This window comes from Streptomyces sp. NPDC055962 (genome assembly GCF_042270185.1).
Classification (GTDB): Bacteria; Actinomycetota; Actinomycetes; order Streptomycetales; family Streptomycetaceae; genus Streptomyces.
Map to the genome: position 1 here is coordinate 1,146,836 of NZ_JBHJYN010000001.1, position 14,471 is coordinate 1,161,306.

Below are 14,471 nucleotides of genomic sequence, written 5' to 3' on the forward strand. Positions count from 1 at the left end.
CGCTCAGAAGGGGCCGGAAAAGACGAAACGCCCCGGCGCAAGCGCCAGGGCGTAGCTCGACCGAATGAAATCCGGGAGCTTTCCACAGTCACCTGCGCAGGTCGCCCGTTCTTGACGGATCCTTCGGTCACCGTTCCCTCCGAGGAGGACGCGGCAACGACCAGCGGTCTTTGGCTTCTTCGTGAGCGTACGCGACCGGGGCCGTTCGGAGCAAATCCGTCCCGGTTCGACCGGTGGGAGAGGTTTGAACGCCTCTCGGGCGGCCCCGCGCACGAGGACGGGCCCCGCACTCGGGCGGCCCCGCGTACGAGGACGGGCCCCGCACTCGGGCGGCCCCGCGTACGAGGACGGGCCCCGCACTCGGGCGGCCCCGCGTACGAGGACGGGCCCCGCAAGCCTCCAGGAGGCTTGCGGGGCCCGTACCGTGCCGTTGACGCGGCTACCGGGTGAGCGCGGGGGCTCAGACGGCGGCCGGGTCCTCCTCGACGAGGAGGTTGCGCACGCGGTTGGCGTCCAGCGGGATGCCGGGACCCATCGTCGTGCTCATGGTCGCCTTCTTGATGAAGCGACCCTTCGCGGCGGACGGCTTCAGACGGAGGATCTCCTCCAGGGCCGCGCCGTAGTTCTCGACCAGCTTCGTGTCATCGAAAGAGGTCTTTCCGATGATGAAGTGCAGGTTCGAGTGCTTGTCGACGCGGAACTCGATCTTTCCGCCCTTGATGTCGTTGACAGCCTTCACGACATCGGGGGTGACGGTGCCGGTCTTCGGGTTCGGCATCAGACCACGCGGACCGAGCACGCGGCCGAGGCGGCCGACCTTGCCCATGAGGTCCGGCGTGGCGACGACGGCGTCGAAGTCCAGACGGCCCTTCGCCACCTCGTCGATGAGCTCGTCGGCGCCGACGATGTCGGCGCCCGCGGCTTCCGCGGCCGCAGCACGGTCACCGGTCGCGAAGACCAGGACCCGGGCGGTCTTGCCGGTGCCGTGCGGGAGGTTCACGGTGCCACGGACCATCTGGTCGGCCTTGCGCGGGTCGACACCCAGGCAGAACGCGACCTCGACGGTGCCGTCGAACTTGGTGGCGGCGGTGTCCTTGGCGAGACGGACGGCCTCGAGCGGGGCGTAGGTACGCTCCCGGTCGATCTTCGCGTCCGCAGCGCGGAGGTTCTTGCTGCGCTTCACATCTACTCCTGATGTTTTCAGAGTGTGGAGTCGTGGTGCGGACCAGCGCTTGGTCCTACCACTGTGGGGCTACGGGGCTGACTCAGCCTTCGACCGTGATGCCCATGGAACGGGCGGTGCCAGCGATGATCTTCGACGCGGCGTCGAGGTCGTTGGCGTTCAGGTCGGGGAGCTTGGTCGTGGCGATCTCGCGGACCTGGGCGGCCGTGAGCTTGGCGACCTTGGTCTTGTGCGGCTCGCCGGAGCCCTTGTCCACACCCGCGGCCTTGAGGATCAGCTTGGCGGCCGGCGGAGTCTTGGTGATGAAGGTGAAGGAGCGGTCCTCGTAGACCGTGATCTCCACCGGCACGACCATGCCACGCTGCGACTCGGTCGCGGCGTTGTAGGCCTTGCAGAACTCCATGATGTTGACGCCGTGCTGGCCCAGTGCGGGACCGACCGGCGGCGCCGGGTTGGCCGCACCGGCGTTGATCTGGAGCTTGATAAGCCCCGTGACCTTCTTCTTCTTGGGAGGCATTGCTCTCTCCGGGTCCTAGTGAGAGTGTTTCGCCGCCATTCCGGTCATCCGGATGGAGGCATACCGCACAACGATAACGGGTATAGCTGCGCGACCAAAAACCGAGCAGGTCAGACCGGCTGCGAAGCCTGTCTGACCTGCTCGGTAGGCATGGGTCCGGAAGTCGGCGGAAAGACCGTCAGTTCTTCTGGATCTGATCGAAGCTGAGCTCGACCGGGGTCTCGCGACCGAAGATCTCGACGAGGCCCTTGACCTTCTTCGAGTCGGCGTTGATCTCGTTGATCGTCGCCTGCAGGGTCGCGAACGGGCCGTCGGTGACGGTGACCGAGTCGCCCACCTCGAAGTCCAGGACCTGGACCTCGACCTTGCGAGCGGGAGCCGGCTTGCCCTCGGCCTCGGCCGCCTCGCGGGCCGCCTTCTCCTCGGCCTCAGGGGCGAGCATCTTGACGATCTCGTCCAGGGTCAGCGGGTACGGGTCGTAGGCGTTGCCCACGAAGCCGGTGACGCCGGGCGTGTTGCGGACAACACCCCAGGACTCGTTCGTCAGGTCCATGCGCACCAGGACGTATCCCGGAAGCTTGTTCTGACGGACGTTCTTCCGCTCACCGTTCTTGATCTGGACGATCTCTTCCTCGGGCACCTCGGCCTGGTAGATGAAGTCCTCGACGTTGAGCGAGACGGCGCGCTGCTCCAGGTTGGCCTTCACGCGCTTCTCGTAGCCGGCGTACGTGTGGATGACGTACCACTCGCCGGGAAGCCCGCGCAGCTCCTCGCGGAGCGCGGTGACGGCGTCGACGGGGGCGGCCTCCTCGGCCTCCTCAGCGGGCTCGTCGTCCGTGTCGGACGCGTCCGCGGCGTCGTCCTCGGCCGCCTCTTCGTCCTCGTCCTCGTCCTCGTCGGACTCGGCGTGTACGGCGTCCTGCTCGGCGGGCTCGCCCGCGGCGGCGTCAGCAGCTTCGACCTGGTCCGGGGCCACGGCATCCGCCGCCTCGACGATGTCGAGCTCGTCCTCGGCGGACTCGACGGCGCTCGCCGTGGGCTCGGCGTCGTCGTTCAGGTTCGGGTCAGACACGATGGCTGCTTCTTCCTGGATACAAATGGGTGGAACATGCGAAAGGGGCGCCGATGAGGCGCCCTCCGCGGGGATCAGCCGAAGACGTACTTGATGACCCGCGCAAAACCGAAGTCAATCACGGTGACGAGACCGATCATGACGACCACGAACGCGATCACTACGGCCGTGTACGTGGACAGCTGGCTGCGCGTCGGCCATACGACCTTGCGGAGCTCGGCGACGATCTGGCGGTAGAACAGCGCGAGACGGCCCAGAGGGCCCTTCTTTCCGCGCTTTCCGCCCTTCCGGGTCTTCTTCTTCGACTCGGGGGCTTCGTCCTCGGCATCAGGCATGTCGATGGAGCCCACGGCGTCCGTCACGCTACTCACCTGATTCCGGGTCGTGGCCGTGCCGCGCCCGGTGGAGCCGCACGGCGGTGCATTGAAGTACGTACATGCGCACACATCCTGGCGAAGGAGTGTGTAGCAGGGCCGGAGGGACTTGAACCCCCAACCGCTGGTTTTGGAGACCAGTGCTCTACCAATTGAGCTACGACCCTTTGTGGTGTCCACCAACCTACCGCATCTTCACCGGTGGACCGGTGGGGAAAACGGTGCGGCTGATGAAGGCCAACGACAGGTGAGTGTACGTGTTCCGGGGCGCCGCGTCGAACAGACAACTACCGACCGGTCCTGTCCGGATGCTGTCCGACTCCTGTCCGGTCCCTGAAACCCCTGTGCCGCGGGCATTTCCGGTCTGGGAGCATGGGGGCATGAGCGCTGCAACTTCTCCGACCGAGCGCCGGGTTTCGGCCCGCGTCGGTGCGATCTCCGAGTCCGCCACCCTCGCCGTCGACGCCAAGGCCAAGGCCCTGAAGGCCGCCGGGCGTCCGGTGATCGGCTTCGGCGCCGGCGAGCCCGACTTCCCGACACCCGGTTACATCGTGGACGCCGCGATCGAGGCGTGCCGCAACCCGAAGTACCACCGCTACACCCCTGCGGGCGGGCTCCCCGAGCTCAAGGCCGCCATCGTGGCGAAGACGCTGCGCGACTCCGGCTACGAGATCGACCCCTCCCAGGTCCTGGTGACCAACGGCGGCAAGCAGGCCATCTACGAGGCCTTCGCAGCGGTCCTCGACCCGGGCGACGAGGTCATCGTCCCCGCCCCGTACTGGACGACCTACCCCGAGTCGATCCGCCTCGCCGGCGGTGTCCCGGTCGAGGTCGTGGCCGACGAGACCACCGGCTACCGCGTCTCGGTCGAGCAGCTCGAGGCGGCGCGCACCGAGCGCACGAAGGTCGTCCTGTTCGTGTCGCCGTCGAACCCGACGGGCGCCGTCTACAGCGAGGCCGACACCGAGGCGATCGGCCGCTGGGCCGTCGAGCACGGCCTGTGGGTCATGACCGACGAGATCTACGAGCACCTGGTCTACGGGGGCGCGGCGGCCGCCTCCCTCCCCGCCGTCGTGCCCGAGCTGCGCGACAAGTGCATCGTGGTCAACGGCGTCGCCAAGACCTATGCCATGACCGGCTGGCGGGTCGGCTGGATCATCGGCCCCAAGGACATCGTGAAGGCCGCGACCAACCTGCAGTCGCACGCCACGTCCAACGTCAGCAACGTCGCGCAGGTCGCCGCGCTGGCCGCGGTGTCGGGCTCGCTGAACGCCGTCGCCGAGATGCGGACCGCCTTCGACAGGCGCCGGAAGACGATCGTGCGCATGCTCAACGAGATCGAGGGCGTGTTCTGCCCCGAGCCCGAGGGCGCGTTCTACGCGTACCCGTCGGTGAAGGGGCTGCTCGGCAAGGAGATCCGCGGCAGGCGCCCGGCCGACTCCGTCGAGCTCGCCGCCCTCATCCTGGACGAGGCCGAGGTCGCGGTGGTGCCGGGCGAGGCCTTCGGCACGCCGGGTTACCTGCGGCTGTCCTACGCACTGGGCGACGACGACCTCGTCGAGGGCGTCTCGCGGCTCCAGAAGCTGCTGGGCGAGGCGCGCGACTGATCGCGTACCGGATCCAGAAGTGGCCCCCGGCTCCGGCCGGGGGCCACTTTTCTGTTCGATGGGTAACTCAGAAGGGAATCCGGGTATCGCCGCGCCCCTGGTGTGCGGCAAGATCCTTCAATGGAGCGTGACGTACGGCTGTTGCCCAAGGCCCACCTGCACCTGCACTTCACCGGGTCGATGCGGCCGACGACCCTGCTCGAGCTGGCGGACAAGTACGGCGTCCGGCTGCCCGAGGCGCTGACCGGCGGTGAGCCCCCTCAGCTGCGGGCGACCGACGAGCGCGGCTGGTTCCGCTTCCAGCGCCTCTACGACATCGCCCGGTCCTGCCTCCGCGCCCCGGAGGACATCCAGCGGCTGGTGCGCGAGACCGCCATGGAGGACGTCGCCGACGGTTCCGGGTGGCTGGAGATCCAGGTCGACCCCACCTCGTACGCCCCACTGCTCGGCGGGCTCATCCCGGCCATCGAGATCATCCTGGACGCCGTGGACAGCGCGTCGCGGGAGACCGGGCTCGGGATCCGGGTGGTGATCGCCGCGAACCGGATGAAGCATCCGCTGGACGCCCGCACACTGGCCCGGCTGGCCGTGCGCTACGCGGACCGGGGGGTCATCGGCTTCGGGCTCTCCAACGACGAACGGCGCGGCATGGCCCGCGACTTCGACCGCGCCTTCGCCATCGCCCGCGAGGGCGGCCTGATCGCGGCGCCGCACGGTGGCGAGCTCTCGGGCCCCTCAAGTGTCCGGGACTGCCTGGACGACCTCGAAGCGGCCCGGATCGGGCACGGTGTCCGGGCGGCCGAGGACCCGAGGCTGCTGCGGAAGCTCGCGGAGCGGGGAGTGACCTGCGAGGTCTGCCCGGCGTCCAACGTGGCGCTCGGCGTCTACGAGAAGCCCGCGGACGTACCCCTGCGCACCCTGTTCGACGCCGGGGTGCCGATGGCGCTCGGTGCGGACGACCCGCTGCTCTTCGGTTCCCGGCTGGCGGCGCAGTACGACCTCGTACGCCGCCATCACGCCTTCACCGACGAGGAACTGGCCGAGCTGGCGCGGCAGTCCGTGCGGGGGTCGGTGGCGCCCGTCGAGGTGCGGGAGAAGCTGCTGGGCGGGATCGACGCGTGGCTCGCTAGCTGATGCCGCCCAGCAGGGTGCGCGCGAGGGACACGGCGAAGTCGTCCAGCGCCTGCGGGGCGCCGCCCATCTCGTAGGCGAAGGCACGCTGGGCACAGGCGCCCAGCAGCAGTGAGGCCGCGGCGTACGTGTCCGCGCCCGGGGCGACGCGGCCCGCCTGCTGCTCGGCGCGGAGATAGGCGTCGAGCCACTGGATCGGCTTGTGGGGTCCGGTGCCCATCTCCCGCATGGCCGCTTCGTGGCGCTGCTTGAGCCGGGGCTCGGCGTAGAGCGAGGCGAGCACCGGGAACGTCTGCTCGTAGAAGAGCGCCGCCTGTCGGGCGACGTCGGTGAGGTTCTGCTCCAGGTCCCCGCGGCCCGCCTCCAGGTCGCCAAGGAGGGGGCCCAGCCTCGGCATGCGTTCGCCGAGGACGGTCACGAAGAGCTCCTCCTTGCTCCCGAAGTACTTGTACAGCGCCGCCTCGGAGCAGTCGGCGGCCTTGGCGATCTCCTTGGTCGTGGTCCGCGCGAGGCCGATGCCGAGCATGAGCTCATGAGCCGCGTCGAGGATCCGGATGCGGGCCGGCTTCTGCTCCATGAGTACTCCCGAACGGCTTGACGAAGAGGTGAGCGCCCACTCACTCTAAAGGTGAGTGAACACTCACCCACCTGAGGAGGCGTGTGCCATGAGGCTCACAGTGTTCGGAGCGACGGGGGCCGTCGGCCAGGAGATCGTGCGGCAGGCGCTCACGGCTGGGCACCAGGTGACGGCCGTGGTCCGGGACCCTTCACGGCTGCCCGAGGGACTGCGGGGCGCGGATCTGCACGCGGTCGTGCCGCTGGGTGACGCGGCCGCCGTGCGCGCGGCGGTCGCGGGGCGGGACGCGGTGCTCTCCGGACTCGGGGCCCGGGGCCGGAAGGCCGGCGACGTGGCGGAGCGGCTGACCCGGCAGGTGGTCGCCGCGATGGAGGCGGAGGGGGTGCGCCGGCTGCTGGTCGTGAGCGCGGCACCGGTCGGTCCGGAGCCCGCGGACGACCCCCTGCCCGACCGGATGGTCCGCCGGGTGATCGGCGCGGTCCTCAGGGAGGTGTACGCGGATCTGACGCGCATGGAGGCCGTGTTGGCCGCCGGAGCGACGGACTGGACGTCGGTGCGGCCGCCGAAGCTCACCAACGGCCCGCTGACGGGGGTGTACCGGACGGTCGTGGGTGGCACCCCGCGCAGCGGGCGGTCCATCGCGCGGGCCGACGTGGCCCACGCCATGCTGGCGCTGATCGACGAACCGGGCGCCGTGAAGCAGGGCGTGGGCGTGGCCTACTGACCGCGGGCCCGGCGACCGACTGCGGGGTCGGCTGCTGGCTGCGGGGCGCCTCCTGGACCTGGGGTCGTTCTGACCGTGGGCTGTCTCCTGGCCCCGGGTCGCCTTCTGGCCCCGGGGTCGCCTTCTGCCCGCGGAGTCGCCCACCGAACGCGCCCGGGCCCCTCCCGTGACCCCGGCGCGGAGCCGCGGGAGGCGGAACCACAGGCCGCGGCCCCCGCCCGCGCCGCTACAGGCTGACGCCGACCGTCACCGGCTCGTTGACGAGGGTGACCCCGAAGGCCTCGTGGACCCCTGCGACGACCTCGCGGGCCAGGGCCAGCAGGTCCTCCGTGGTCGCTCCGCCCCGGTTGGTGAGGGCGAGCGTGTGCTTGGTGGAGATGCGCGCAGGGCCCGTGCCGTAGCCCTTGGTGAAGCCCGCCTTGTCGATGAGCCAGGCGGCCGAGGTCTTCACCCGCCCGTCGCCCGCCGGGAAGGCCGGAGGTGTGACGTCCCCGCCCAGGCGCTCGGCGGCGCGAGCGAGGAACACCGCGTGCTGCGCCTCGTCGAGGATCGGGTTGGTGAAGAAGGACCCGGCCGACCAGGTGTCGTGGTCCTCCGGGTCGAGCACCATGCCCTTGCCCGCCCTCAGCCGGAGGACCGTCTCGCTGGCGGAGGCGGCGGGAACGCGGTCGCCCTGCTCGACGCCCATCGCCCTGGCCGTCTCGGGGTAGCGCAGGGGCGCGGACAGTCCGCCCGCGTCCTCCAGCCCGAACCTGACCCGGAGCACGACGTAGCGGTCGGGCTCGGCCTTGAAGCGGCTGTGGCGGTACGAGAACGCGCAGGCCTCGTTCGGGAGGGTGACGGTCTCCCGGGTGTGCCGGTCGTAGGCGACGACCTCGGTGATCACCGAGGACACCTCCTGCCCGTAGGCGCCGACGTTCTGGATCGGGGTCGCCCCTGCGGACCCGGGGATCCCGGCGAGGCACTCGATCCCGGCCAGTCCCGCCTCGACCGTACGGGCCACGGCGTCGGTCCAGACCTCGCCGGCGGCCAGTTCCAGCGTCGTGCCGGAGAGCGCGAAGCCCTGGGTCGCGATGCGGAGGGCCGTCCCGTCGAAGCCCTTGTCACCGATGACCAGGTTGGAGCCGCCGCCGATGACCAGGAGCGGGGTGCCGCTGTCGTCGGCTTCGCGTACGGCGGCGATCACCTCGGTGTCGGTGGTGGCCGTCAGGAGGCGGCCGGCCGGGCCGCCGAGCCGGAAGGTGGTCAGGGGGGCGAGGGGGGCGTCGTGGAGTTCCTGCACGGGGACAAGAGTACGGTCCACGGCCCGGACACCCCGGCGGGGCCACGGAGCGCGCGGAGGGCGCCCCCCTGAGGAGAGCGCCCTCCGGTGGTCCGTCACCGGCAGCGGTGCGTCACGCGAGGCGGACGACCGCGCGGGACATCCCGAGGACCTTCTTGCCGTCGCTCATCGCCGTCAGGTCCACGCGCACCAGGTTGTCGTCCAGCTTCGCGGCGACCTTGCCGCTGACCTCGATCAGCGCACCGGTGCCGTCGTCGGGCACGACGACCGGCTTGGTGAAGCGCACCCCGTACTCGACGACCGCGCCCGGGTCCCCGGTCCAGTCCGTGACCACGCGGACCGCCTCGGCCATCGTGAACATGCCGTGCGCGATCACGTCGGGCAGGCCGACCTCCGTCGCGAACTTCTCGTTCCAGTGGATCGGGTTGAAGTCACCGGAGGCGCCCGCGTACTGCACCAGCGTCGCCCGGGTCACCGGGAACGACTGCGGAGGCAGTTCCGTGCCGACCTCGACCGCCCCGTAAGCAATGCTCGCCGTCATCACGCCTCCTCGGCGGCGCGCGCCACCAGCTTCGTCCACGCGGTCACCACGTACTCGCCGGACTCGTCGTGCACCTCGCCGCGGATGTCCACGATGTCGTTGCCCGCCATCGTCTTGATCGCCTCGATGGTGGAGGTGACCGTCAGCCGGTCCCCCGCCCGGACGGGACGCGCGTACGCGAACTTCTGGTCACCGTGCACCACGCGGCTGTAGTCCAGGCCCAGCTGGGGGTCCTCGACGACCTGGCCCGCGGCCTTGAAGGTGATGGAGAAGACGAAGGTGGGAGGGGCGATCACGTCGGAGTACCCGAGAGCCTTGGCGGCTTCCGGATCCACGTACACGGGGTTGGTGTCACCCACCGCTTCCGCGAACTCCCGGATCTTCTCCCGGCCGACCTCGTACGCCGGGGTGGGCGGATAGGTCCGCCCCACGAAGGACTGGTCGAGCGCCATGAGCCCGGTACCTCCTGATGAAAGTCGAATAGGGCGAGGGACAGCCCGAGCCATCAAGATAAACGACACGAGGCCGCCCCCAATGGGGACGGCCTCGTGTACGAGCCTGTTTCAGCGCGTTTCGCGGTGCGCAGTGTGTGAGTTGCAGCGCGGGCAGTGCTTCTTCATCTCAAGACGGTCCGGGTTGTTACGCCGGTTCTTCTTGGTGATGTAGTTCCGCTCCTTGCACTCCACGCAGGCCAGCGTGATCTTCGGGCGGACGTCGGTGGCAGCCACGTGAGTGCTCCTTGGACGGACGGATGGACGGATGAACGCAAAAAAGAGTAGCCGATCGAAGGACCGACCCAACAATCGGCTACCGTTAGTAGCGGTGACCGGACTTGAACCGGTGACACAGCGATTATGAGCCGCTTGCTCTACCGACTGAGCTACACCGCTTTGATGCCGGGCTTCCCCCACCGAAGTGGGGTGACCCGATCACCAGAGCCCCAATGCGGAATCGAACCGCAGACCTTCTCCTTACCATGGAGACGCTCTACCGACTGAGCTATTGGGGCGAGCGAGGAAGACATTACACGGTCTCTCGCCGATCGCCCAAATCCGTTTCCGCCGCCCTCACCGGCCCCCGCCGCACCCCCCGGCCGGCCCCCGCCCCCACCCCCCTGATCAGGCCCTTGATCAGCCCGTACGCGATCTCCGCGGAGCAGCGTGCGGACGCCCGTGAGACCCCTCTCCCGGCCCGCCCCGGCCCTCGCCCCCGGGGCCACATTCGTACGACTAATTCGCTCCTCCCTGGAGCGGGCGGATCATCCGCCTAGGTTGGGCGGACTCTGCGTGATCTTGCATTCCTTCCAGGAGCGGCGCGATGCCCGACAGCCACACCGACGCGCCCGCACTCCTCCTCGGCGGAGCCAGGCTCGCGGACGGGCGCACCGTGGACGTGCGGATCGACGGCCCGCGGATCGAGGCGGTGGGCACGGCGGGCAGCCTCACCACCCGGGGCACCCGCCTGGACCTGCGCGGCTACCTTCTGCTGCCGGCCCCCGCAGAGCCCCACGCCCACGCGGACACGGCGCTCACCGGCACCGCGGAGGGCCCCGCGTCCTGCCGGCCCGAGGACGTCCGGCGCCGGGCCACGGAGGCCGCGCTGCTCCAGCTCAGCCACGGGGCCACCGCGCTGCGTGCCCACGTGCGTGTGGGCGACGTCCAGGGGCTCGGCTCCCTCGAAGGCGTACTCGGGGCCCGCCGCTCGCTGCGCGGCCTCACCGAACTGACCGCCGTCGCGGTGCCCCGGCTCCTCACCGGCGTCGCGGGCGCCGACGGCCTCGCCGTGCTCCGTGACGCGGTGGACATGGGCGTGGACGTCATCGGCGGCTGCCCCGACCTCGACCCCGATCCGGCCGGATACACCGAGGCGGTCCTGGAACTCGCCGCCGCCCGGGGCCGGCCCGTCGACCTCCACACCGACGGTGACGACCCCGCGCGGCTCGCCCGGCTGGCCGCCATGGCCGGCGGGCTACGCCCCGGCGTCTGCCTGGGCCCCTGTGCGGGCCTCTCGCGGCTTCCGGGCGACGAGGCGGCCCGCATCGCCGACCGGCTCGCCGCCGCCGCCGTGACGGTGGTCTGCCTCCCTCAGGGCGGCTGCTCCGGATCCCGGCTCCGCGGGGGCCCTCCCGTACGGCTGCTGCGGGCCGCCGGGGTGCGGGTGGCCGCCGGCAGCGGAGCCCTGCGCGACAGCACCAACCCCGTCGGCCGCGGCGACCCCCTGGAGGCCGCCTACCTGCTCGCCTCCCAGGGCGGGCTCGGCCCTGCGTCCGCCTACGAGGCCGTCTCCGGCTCCGCCAGAGCGGCCCTGGGCCTGCCCGGGGTGCGGGTCGAGGCCGGCTTCCCCGCCGAGCTGCTGGCCGTGCGCGGGGACGGGCTGGCCGGCGTGCTCTCCCTCGCGTACAGCCGGATCGTGGTACACCGGGGACGCGTGGTGGCGCGCACCAGCGCCGTACGCGAGTACTGCGACTCGGAGGCCGCCGCGGCCCTGGACCTCCCCCGTCAGGGACGCGCCGATTCCGGCCCCGGTGCCGGGGCTTGAGCACGAGCGCCCCGCGCGGCGTACGGTCGGAAGCATGCGCATTGTCATTGCAGGTGGACACGGTCAGATCGCGCTGCGGCTGGAGCGGCTGCTCGCCGCGCGCGGTGACGAAGCGGTGGGTGTGATCCGCAACCCGCAGCAGGGCGAGGACCTGAGGGCGGCGGGTGCCGAGCCCGTGGTCCTCGACCTCGAATCGGCGTCCGTCGAGGAGACGGCGGAGGTCCTGCGAGGGGCCGACGCGGTGGTCTTCGCGGCCGGCGCGGGCCCCGACAGCGGCTCGGCACGCAAGGACACGGTGGACCGGGGAGCGGCCGTGCTCTTCGCGGACGCGGCGGAGCGGGCAGGGGTGCGCCGCTACGTCGTGGTGTCCTCCATGGGCGCCGACCCCGGTCGCTCCGGCGACGAGGTCTTCGACGTCTACCAGCGGGCCAAGGGCGAGGCGGACGCGTACGTCCGCTCCAGGAGCGCCCTGGACTGGACGATCCTGCGCCCCGGGATGCTCACGAACGACGCAGGCACCGGGCAGGTCCTGCTCGCCGCGTCGACGGGGCGCGGGCCGATCCCGCGCGACGACGTGGCGGCGGTGCTGGCGGAGCTGCTGGACACCCCGGCGACCGCGGGTCTGACGCTGGAGCTGATCAGCGGTTCCACGCCGGTGACGGTCGCGGTGAAGGACATCGCGGGGAACTGAGGCGCGGCGCCGGCCGTTGTCCGCGCAGGAGATGTGGTTCCCCGCCTGCGGGGGACCACACCGGACCGACCGGCCGCACACCGGCCGTTGAGCTGCGGTTTCCGACGTGGAGGGTCATCGGGGTACACGCCCGTGACGACCCGCCGACCTGGAGACTCCCATGCAACTCACGTACTCGACCGCTGCACCGCAGGAGCCCTCGGGCGGCATCGCGGGCTGGGCCACCGGACTCGTCGAAACCATGGGCGGTCCCGGGGCGGGCCTGGCCATCGCTCTGGAGAACCTCTTCCCGCCGCTGCCGAGCGAGGTGATCCTGCCGCTGACCGGCTTCGCCGCCGGGCAGGGCGTCCTCAGCCTGACCTCGGCGCTGTTCTGGACCACGCTCGGCTCGGTCGTGGGAGCCCTGGTCCTCTACTGGATCGGCGCGGCCTTCGGCCGGGAACGCATGCACGCCCTGTGGGCGAAACTGCCGCTGGTGAAGGCCTCCGACCTGGTGCGAACGGAGAAGTGGTTCGCCCGGCACGGGACCAAGGCGGTCTTCTTCGGCCGCATGGTGCCGGTCTTCCGCAGCCTCATCTCCGTGCCCGCGGGCGTGGAGCGCATGCCGCTGCCCGTCTTCGTCATGCTGACGGCGCTCGGCAGCCTGATCTGGAACTCGGTCCTGGTGATGGCCGGATACTGGCTCGGCGACCGGTGGGAGTCGGTGGGGACGTACGTGGGATTCGCGTCGAAGGCGGTGCTCGCCCTGGCGGTCGTGGCCGCCGTGACGTACGTGGTCGTGCGGCTGCGCGGCAGGGACCGCGCGCAGCACCGCCGCAGTTCGTGAGCCGCCCCGGGGAGCCCGGAGACGGCGGCCCCGTCTCCTGACGGCCCGGGACATCCGGCGTCGTAGCCGGGCGCGAGGCGTTGCGGCCTGCCGGAGCGCGCGCGGGATAGCGTCGGACCCATGGACGGTGGCCTTGATCGCCGAGGTTGGCTCGCCTGCTTTCTCAGCGGGGCGGTGTTCGCGGTGTGCATGGCGGGGACCACTCTGCCGACACCGCTCTACAGCCTCTACCAGGAGAAACTCGGATTCTCCGAGCTGACGGTGACCGTGGTGTACGCCGTGTACGCCTTCGGCGTCATCGGAGTGCTGCTGCTGGCGGGGAACGCCTCCGACGCGGTCGGCAGACGCCCGGTGCTGCTGTGGGGCCTGGGCTGTGCGGCGGCGAGCGCGGTCTGCTTCCTGTGCGCCACCGCGCTGGGCTGGCTCTTCGCGGGACGGCTGTTGTCGGGCCTGTCGGCCGGGCTGTTCACCGGGGCCGCCACCGCGTACGTCATGGAACTGGCGCCGGGCAGGGACTCCCCCAGGGCCTCGTTCGTGGCGACGGCGGCGAACATGGGCGGCCTGGGGTGCGGCCCCCTGCTCGCCGGGATCCTCGCTCAGTACGCCCCCTGGCCGCTGCACCTGCCGTTCCTCGTGCACCTGGCGCTGCTGGCGGTCTCGGGGGCCGTCCTGCTCGGCCTGCGGGAGACCGTGCGCGTCCGGCGGTCTCTGAGCACCGTCCGTCCGCAGCGGCCCGGACTGCCGCCCGAGGTCCGGGCGGTGTTCCGGCCGGCGGCGGCGGCGTCCTTCGTGGGATTCGCGCTGTTCGGGGTGTTCACCTCGGTCAGCCCGGCGTTCCTGTCCGAGTTCCTCGACGTCGACAACCACGCGGTGAGCGGGCTGATCGTCGCGTTGGCCTTCTTCGCCTCGATCGCGGGGCAGTCGGCGGTCGGCAGGATCGGTGAGGGGCGGTCACTTCCCCTGGGCTGCGCGGGACTCCTCGGAGGGCTGGCGCTGCTCGCGGCCGCGCTGTGGTGGCAGTTGCTGCCCCTGGTGGTACTGAGCGCGCTCCTCGGCGGCGCCGGTCAGGGGCTGACCTTCCGGGCCGCCCTCGCCCAGGTGGCCGCGGCGTCACCGGCGGACAAGCGGGCGGCTGTCATCTCGACGCTGTTCGTGGTGGCCTACGCGGGCATCTCGCTTCCGGTGATCGGCATCGGCGTCCTCTCGGGCCACATCGGCCTCCAGGACGCGGGCCTGGTCTTCATCGCCTCCATGGCGGTCCTGGTCACAGCCGCCGGCATCTACCTCCTGCGGCGCCCGGCGGGTGCGGGGGCGGCGTGAACGGAGCGCGGCGCGCCCGCCGCGGAGGACGGATGCAGGGCTCCCCGCTCCCCGGCCCGGCCCGATGCGGCCCGCCTGCGCACGACGT

16 protein-coding genes and 3 tRNA genes are annotated in these 14,471 nt (G+C 71.1%); 7 read left to right on the forward strand and 12 right to left on the reverse strand.

All coding sequences use genetic code 11. From position 1 onward, the window contains the following. Positions 1 to 460: 460 nt before the first annotated feature. The 5 genes from rplA to ACFC51_RS05205 form a co-directional block, all read right to left on the reverse strand. Positions 461 to 1,183 (reverse strand): 50S ribosomal protein L1, encoded by a 723-nt coding sequence (rplA, locus tag ACFC51_RS05185; protein ID WP_014154604.1) that lies wholly within the window; start codon positions 1,181 to 1,183, stop codon positions 461 to 463. Positions 1,184 to 1,265: 82 nt separating this feature from the next. Further along, a complete protein-coding gene (rplK, locus tag ACFC51_RS05190) occupies positions 1,266 to 1,700 on the reverse strand; it encodes a 50S ribosomal protein L11 (RefSeq protein ID WP_010058817.1) in 435 nt (144 codons plus the stop codon). A 178-nt stretch (positions 1,701 to 1,878) separates the two neighbouring features. Beyond that, complete coding sequence (nusG, locus tag ACFC51_RS05195) at positions 1,879 to 2,772, reverse strand: transcription termination/antitermination protein NusG (protein ID WP_376527011.1); 894 nt, start codon at positions 2,770 to 2,772, stop codon at positions 1,879 to 1,881. Between the two features lie 74 nt (positions 2,773 to 2,846). Then, positions 2,847 to 3,134, reverse strand: a complete 288-nt coding sequence (gene secE / locus ACFC51_RS05200) for a preprotein translocase subunit SecE (RefSeq protein ID WP_329231815.1) — start codon at positions 3,132 to 3,134, stop codon at positions 2,847 to 2,849. A gap of 106 nt (positions 3,135 to 3,240) precedes the next feature. Beyond that, a tRNA-Trp gene (locus ACFC51_RS05205) sits at positions 3,241 to 3,313 on the reverse strand. 213 nt (positions 3,314 to 3,526) lie between these two features. Here ACFC51_RS05205 and ACFC51_RS05210 point away from each other — a divergent pair. Further along, positions 3,527 to 4,753, forward strand: coding sequence for a pyridoxal phosphate-dependent aminotransferase (locus tag ACFC51_RS05210; protein WP_376527013.1), 1,227 nt, complete (start codon positions 3,527 to 3,529; stop codon positions 4,751 to 4,753). Positions 4,754 to 4,873: 120 nt separating this feature from the next. Continuing rightward, positions 4,874 to 5,887, forward strand: a complete 1,014-nt coding sequence (locus ACFC51_RS05215; RefSeq protein ID WP_376374192.1) for an adenosine deaminase — start codon at positions 4,874 to 4,876, stop codon at positions 5,885 to 5,887. On the opposite strand, the gene ACFC51_RS05220 is transcribed toward ACFC51_RS05215, so the two are convergent. Further along, positions 5,880 to 6,461 (reverse strand): TetR/AcrR family transcriptional regulator, encoded by a 582-nt coding sequence (locus ACFC51_RS05220; RefSeq protein ID WP_376374194.1) that lies wholly within the window; start codon positions 6,459 to 6,461, stop codon positions 5,880 to 5,882. The two genes, ACFC51_RS05215 and ACFC51_RS05220, sit on opposite strands and share 8 nt — an antisense overlap. Positions 6,462 to 6,549: 88 nt before the next feature. On the opposite strand from ACFC51_RS05220, the gene ACFC51_RS05225 reads away from it, so the two are divergent. Then, positions 6,550 to 7,185 (forward strand): NAD(P)-dependent oxidoreductase, encoded by a 636-nt coding sequence (locus ACFC51_RS05225; protein ID WP_376374197.1) that lies wholly within the window; start codon positions 6,550 to 6,552, stop codon positions 7,183 to 7,185. A gap of 226 nt (positions 7,186 to 7,411) precedes the next feature. On the opposite strand, the gene ACFC51_RS05230 is transcribed toward ACFC51_RS05225, so the two are convergent. The 6 genes from ACFC51_RS05230 to ACFC51_RS05255 form a co-directional block, all read right to left on the reverse strand. Beyond that, on the reverse strand, positions 7,412 to 8,467 hold the full coding sequence (locus ACFC51_RS05230) for a UDP-N-acetylmuramate dehydrogenase (RefSeq protein WP_376374200.1): 1,056 nt from the start codon (positions 8,465 to 8,467) through the stop codon (positions 7,412 to 7,414). A 112-nt stretch (positions 8,468 to 8,579) separates the two neighbouring features. Beyond that, entirely contained in the window at positions 8,580 to 9,008 is a 429-nt protein-coding gene (locus ACFC51_RS05235; RefSeq protein WP_376374202.1) for a MaoC family dehydratase, read from the reverse strand. Beyond that, positions 9,008 to 9,460, reverse strand: coding sequence for a MaoC family dehydratase N-terminal domain-containing protein (locus ACFC51_RS05240; protein ID WP_376374205.1), 453 nt, complete (start codon positions 9,458 to 9,460; stop codon positions 9,008 to 9,010). Before ACFC51_RS05240 ends, ACFC51_RS05235 begins: the two co-directional genes overlap by 1 nt. Before the next feature lie 111 nt (positions 9,461 to 9,571). Then, the gene (gene rpmG, locus ACFC51_RS05245; RefSeq protein ID WP_003956487.1) at positions 9,572 to 9,736 is read right to left on the reverse strand and encodes a 50S ribosomal protein L33; all 165 of its coding nucleotides are present in this window, start codon (positions 9,734 to 9,736) and stop codon (positions 9,572 to 9,574) included. An 89-nt stretch (positions 9,737 to 9,825) separates the two neighbouring features. Then, positions 9,826 to 9,898, reverse strand: a tRNA-Met gene (locus ACFC51_RS05250). 46 nt (positions 9,899 to 9,944) lie between these two features. Beyond that, positions 9,945 to 10,017 (reverse strand) — tRNA-Thr (locus ACFC51_RS05255). A 308-nt stretch (positions 10,018 to 10,325) separates the two neighbouring features. Here ACFC51_RS05255 and ACFC51_RS05260 point away from each other — a divergent pair. The 4 genes from ACFC51_RS05260 (at position 10,326) to ACFC51_RS05275 (ending at position 14,383) form a co-directional block, all read left to right on the forward strand. Continuing rightward, positions 10,326 to 11,546, forward strand: coding sequence for an amidohydrolase family protein (locus tag ACFC51_RS05260; RefSeq protein WP_376374208.1), 1,221 nt, complete (start codon positions 10,326 to 10,328; stop codon positions 11,544 to 11,546). 34 nt (positions 11,547 to 11,580) lie between these two features. Then, positions 11,581 to 12,237 carry an SDR family oxidoreductase gene (locus ACFC51_RS05265; RefSeq protein ID WP_376374210.1) on the forward strand — a complete coding sequence of 219 codons (657 nt, stop codon included), beginning with the start codon at positions 11,581 to 11,583 and terminating at the stop codon, positions 12,235 to 12,237. 160 nt (positions 12,238 to 12,397) lie between these two features. Then, positions 12,398 to 13,063 (forward strand): DedA family protein, encoded by a 666-nt coding sequence (locus ACFC51_RS05270; protein ID WP_376374212.1) that lies wholly within the window; start codon positions 12,398 to 12,400, stop codon positions 13,061 to 13,063. Between the two features lie 120 nt (positions 13,064 to 13,183). Next, positions 13,184 to 14,383 carry an MFS transporter gene (locus ACFC51_RS05275; protein WP_376374213.1) on the forward strand — a complete coding sequence of 400 codons (1,200 nt, stop codon included), beginning with the start codon at positions 13,184 to 13,186 and terminating at the stop codon, positions 14,381 to 14,383. Positions 14,384 to 14,471: the final 88 nt, after the last annotated feature.

Bases quoted from the DNA above. Each gene is read 5' to 3' on its own strand.
- rplK (WP_010058817.1), bottom strand. From the start codon at position 1,700: ATGCCTCCCAAGAAGAAGAAGGTCACGGGGCTTATCAAGCTCCAGATC.
- ACFC51_RS05210 (WP_376527013.1), top strand. From the start codon at position 3,527: ATGAGCGCTGCAACTTCTCCGACCGAGCGCCGGGTTTCGGCCCGCGTC.
- ACFC51_RS05215 (WP_376374192.1), top strand. From the start codon at position 4,874: ATGGAGCGTGACGTACGGCTGTTGCCCAAGGCCCACCTGCACCTGCAC.
- ACFC51_RS05220 (WP_376374194.1), bottom strand. From the start codon at position 6,461: ATGGAGCAGAAGCCGGCCCGCATCCGGATCCTCGACGCGGCTCATGAG.
- ACFC51_RS05225 (WP_376374197.1), top strand. From the start codon at position 6,550: ATGAGGCTCACAGTGTTCGGAGCGACGGGGGCCGTCGGCCAGGAGATC.
- ACFC51_RS05235 (WP_376374202.1), bottom strand. From the start codon at position 9,008: ATGACGGCGAGCATTGCTTACGGGGCGGTCGAGGTCGGCACGGAACTG.
- ACFC51_RS05240 (WP_376374205.1), bottom strand. From the start codon at position 9,460: ATGGCGCTCGACCAGTCCTTCGTGGGGCGGACCTATCCGCCCACCCCG.
- ACFC51_RS05260 (WP_376374208.1), top strand. From the start codon at position 10,326: ATGCCCGACAGCCACACCGACGCGCCCGCACTCCTCCTCGGCGGAGCC.
- ACFC51_RS05265 (WP_376374210.1), top strand. From the start codon at position 11,581: ATGCGCATTGTCATTGCAGGTGGACACGGTCAGATCGCGCTGCGGCTG.
- ACFC51_RS05270 (WP_376374212.1), top strand. From the start codon at position 12,398: ATGCAACTCACGTACTCGACCGCTGCACCGCAGGAGCCCTCGGGCGGC.
- ACFC51_RS05275 (WP_376374213.1), top strand. From the start codon at position 13,184: ATGGACGGTGGCCTTGATCGCCGAGGTTGGCTCGCCTGCTTTCTCAGC.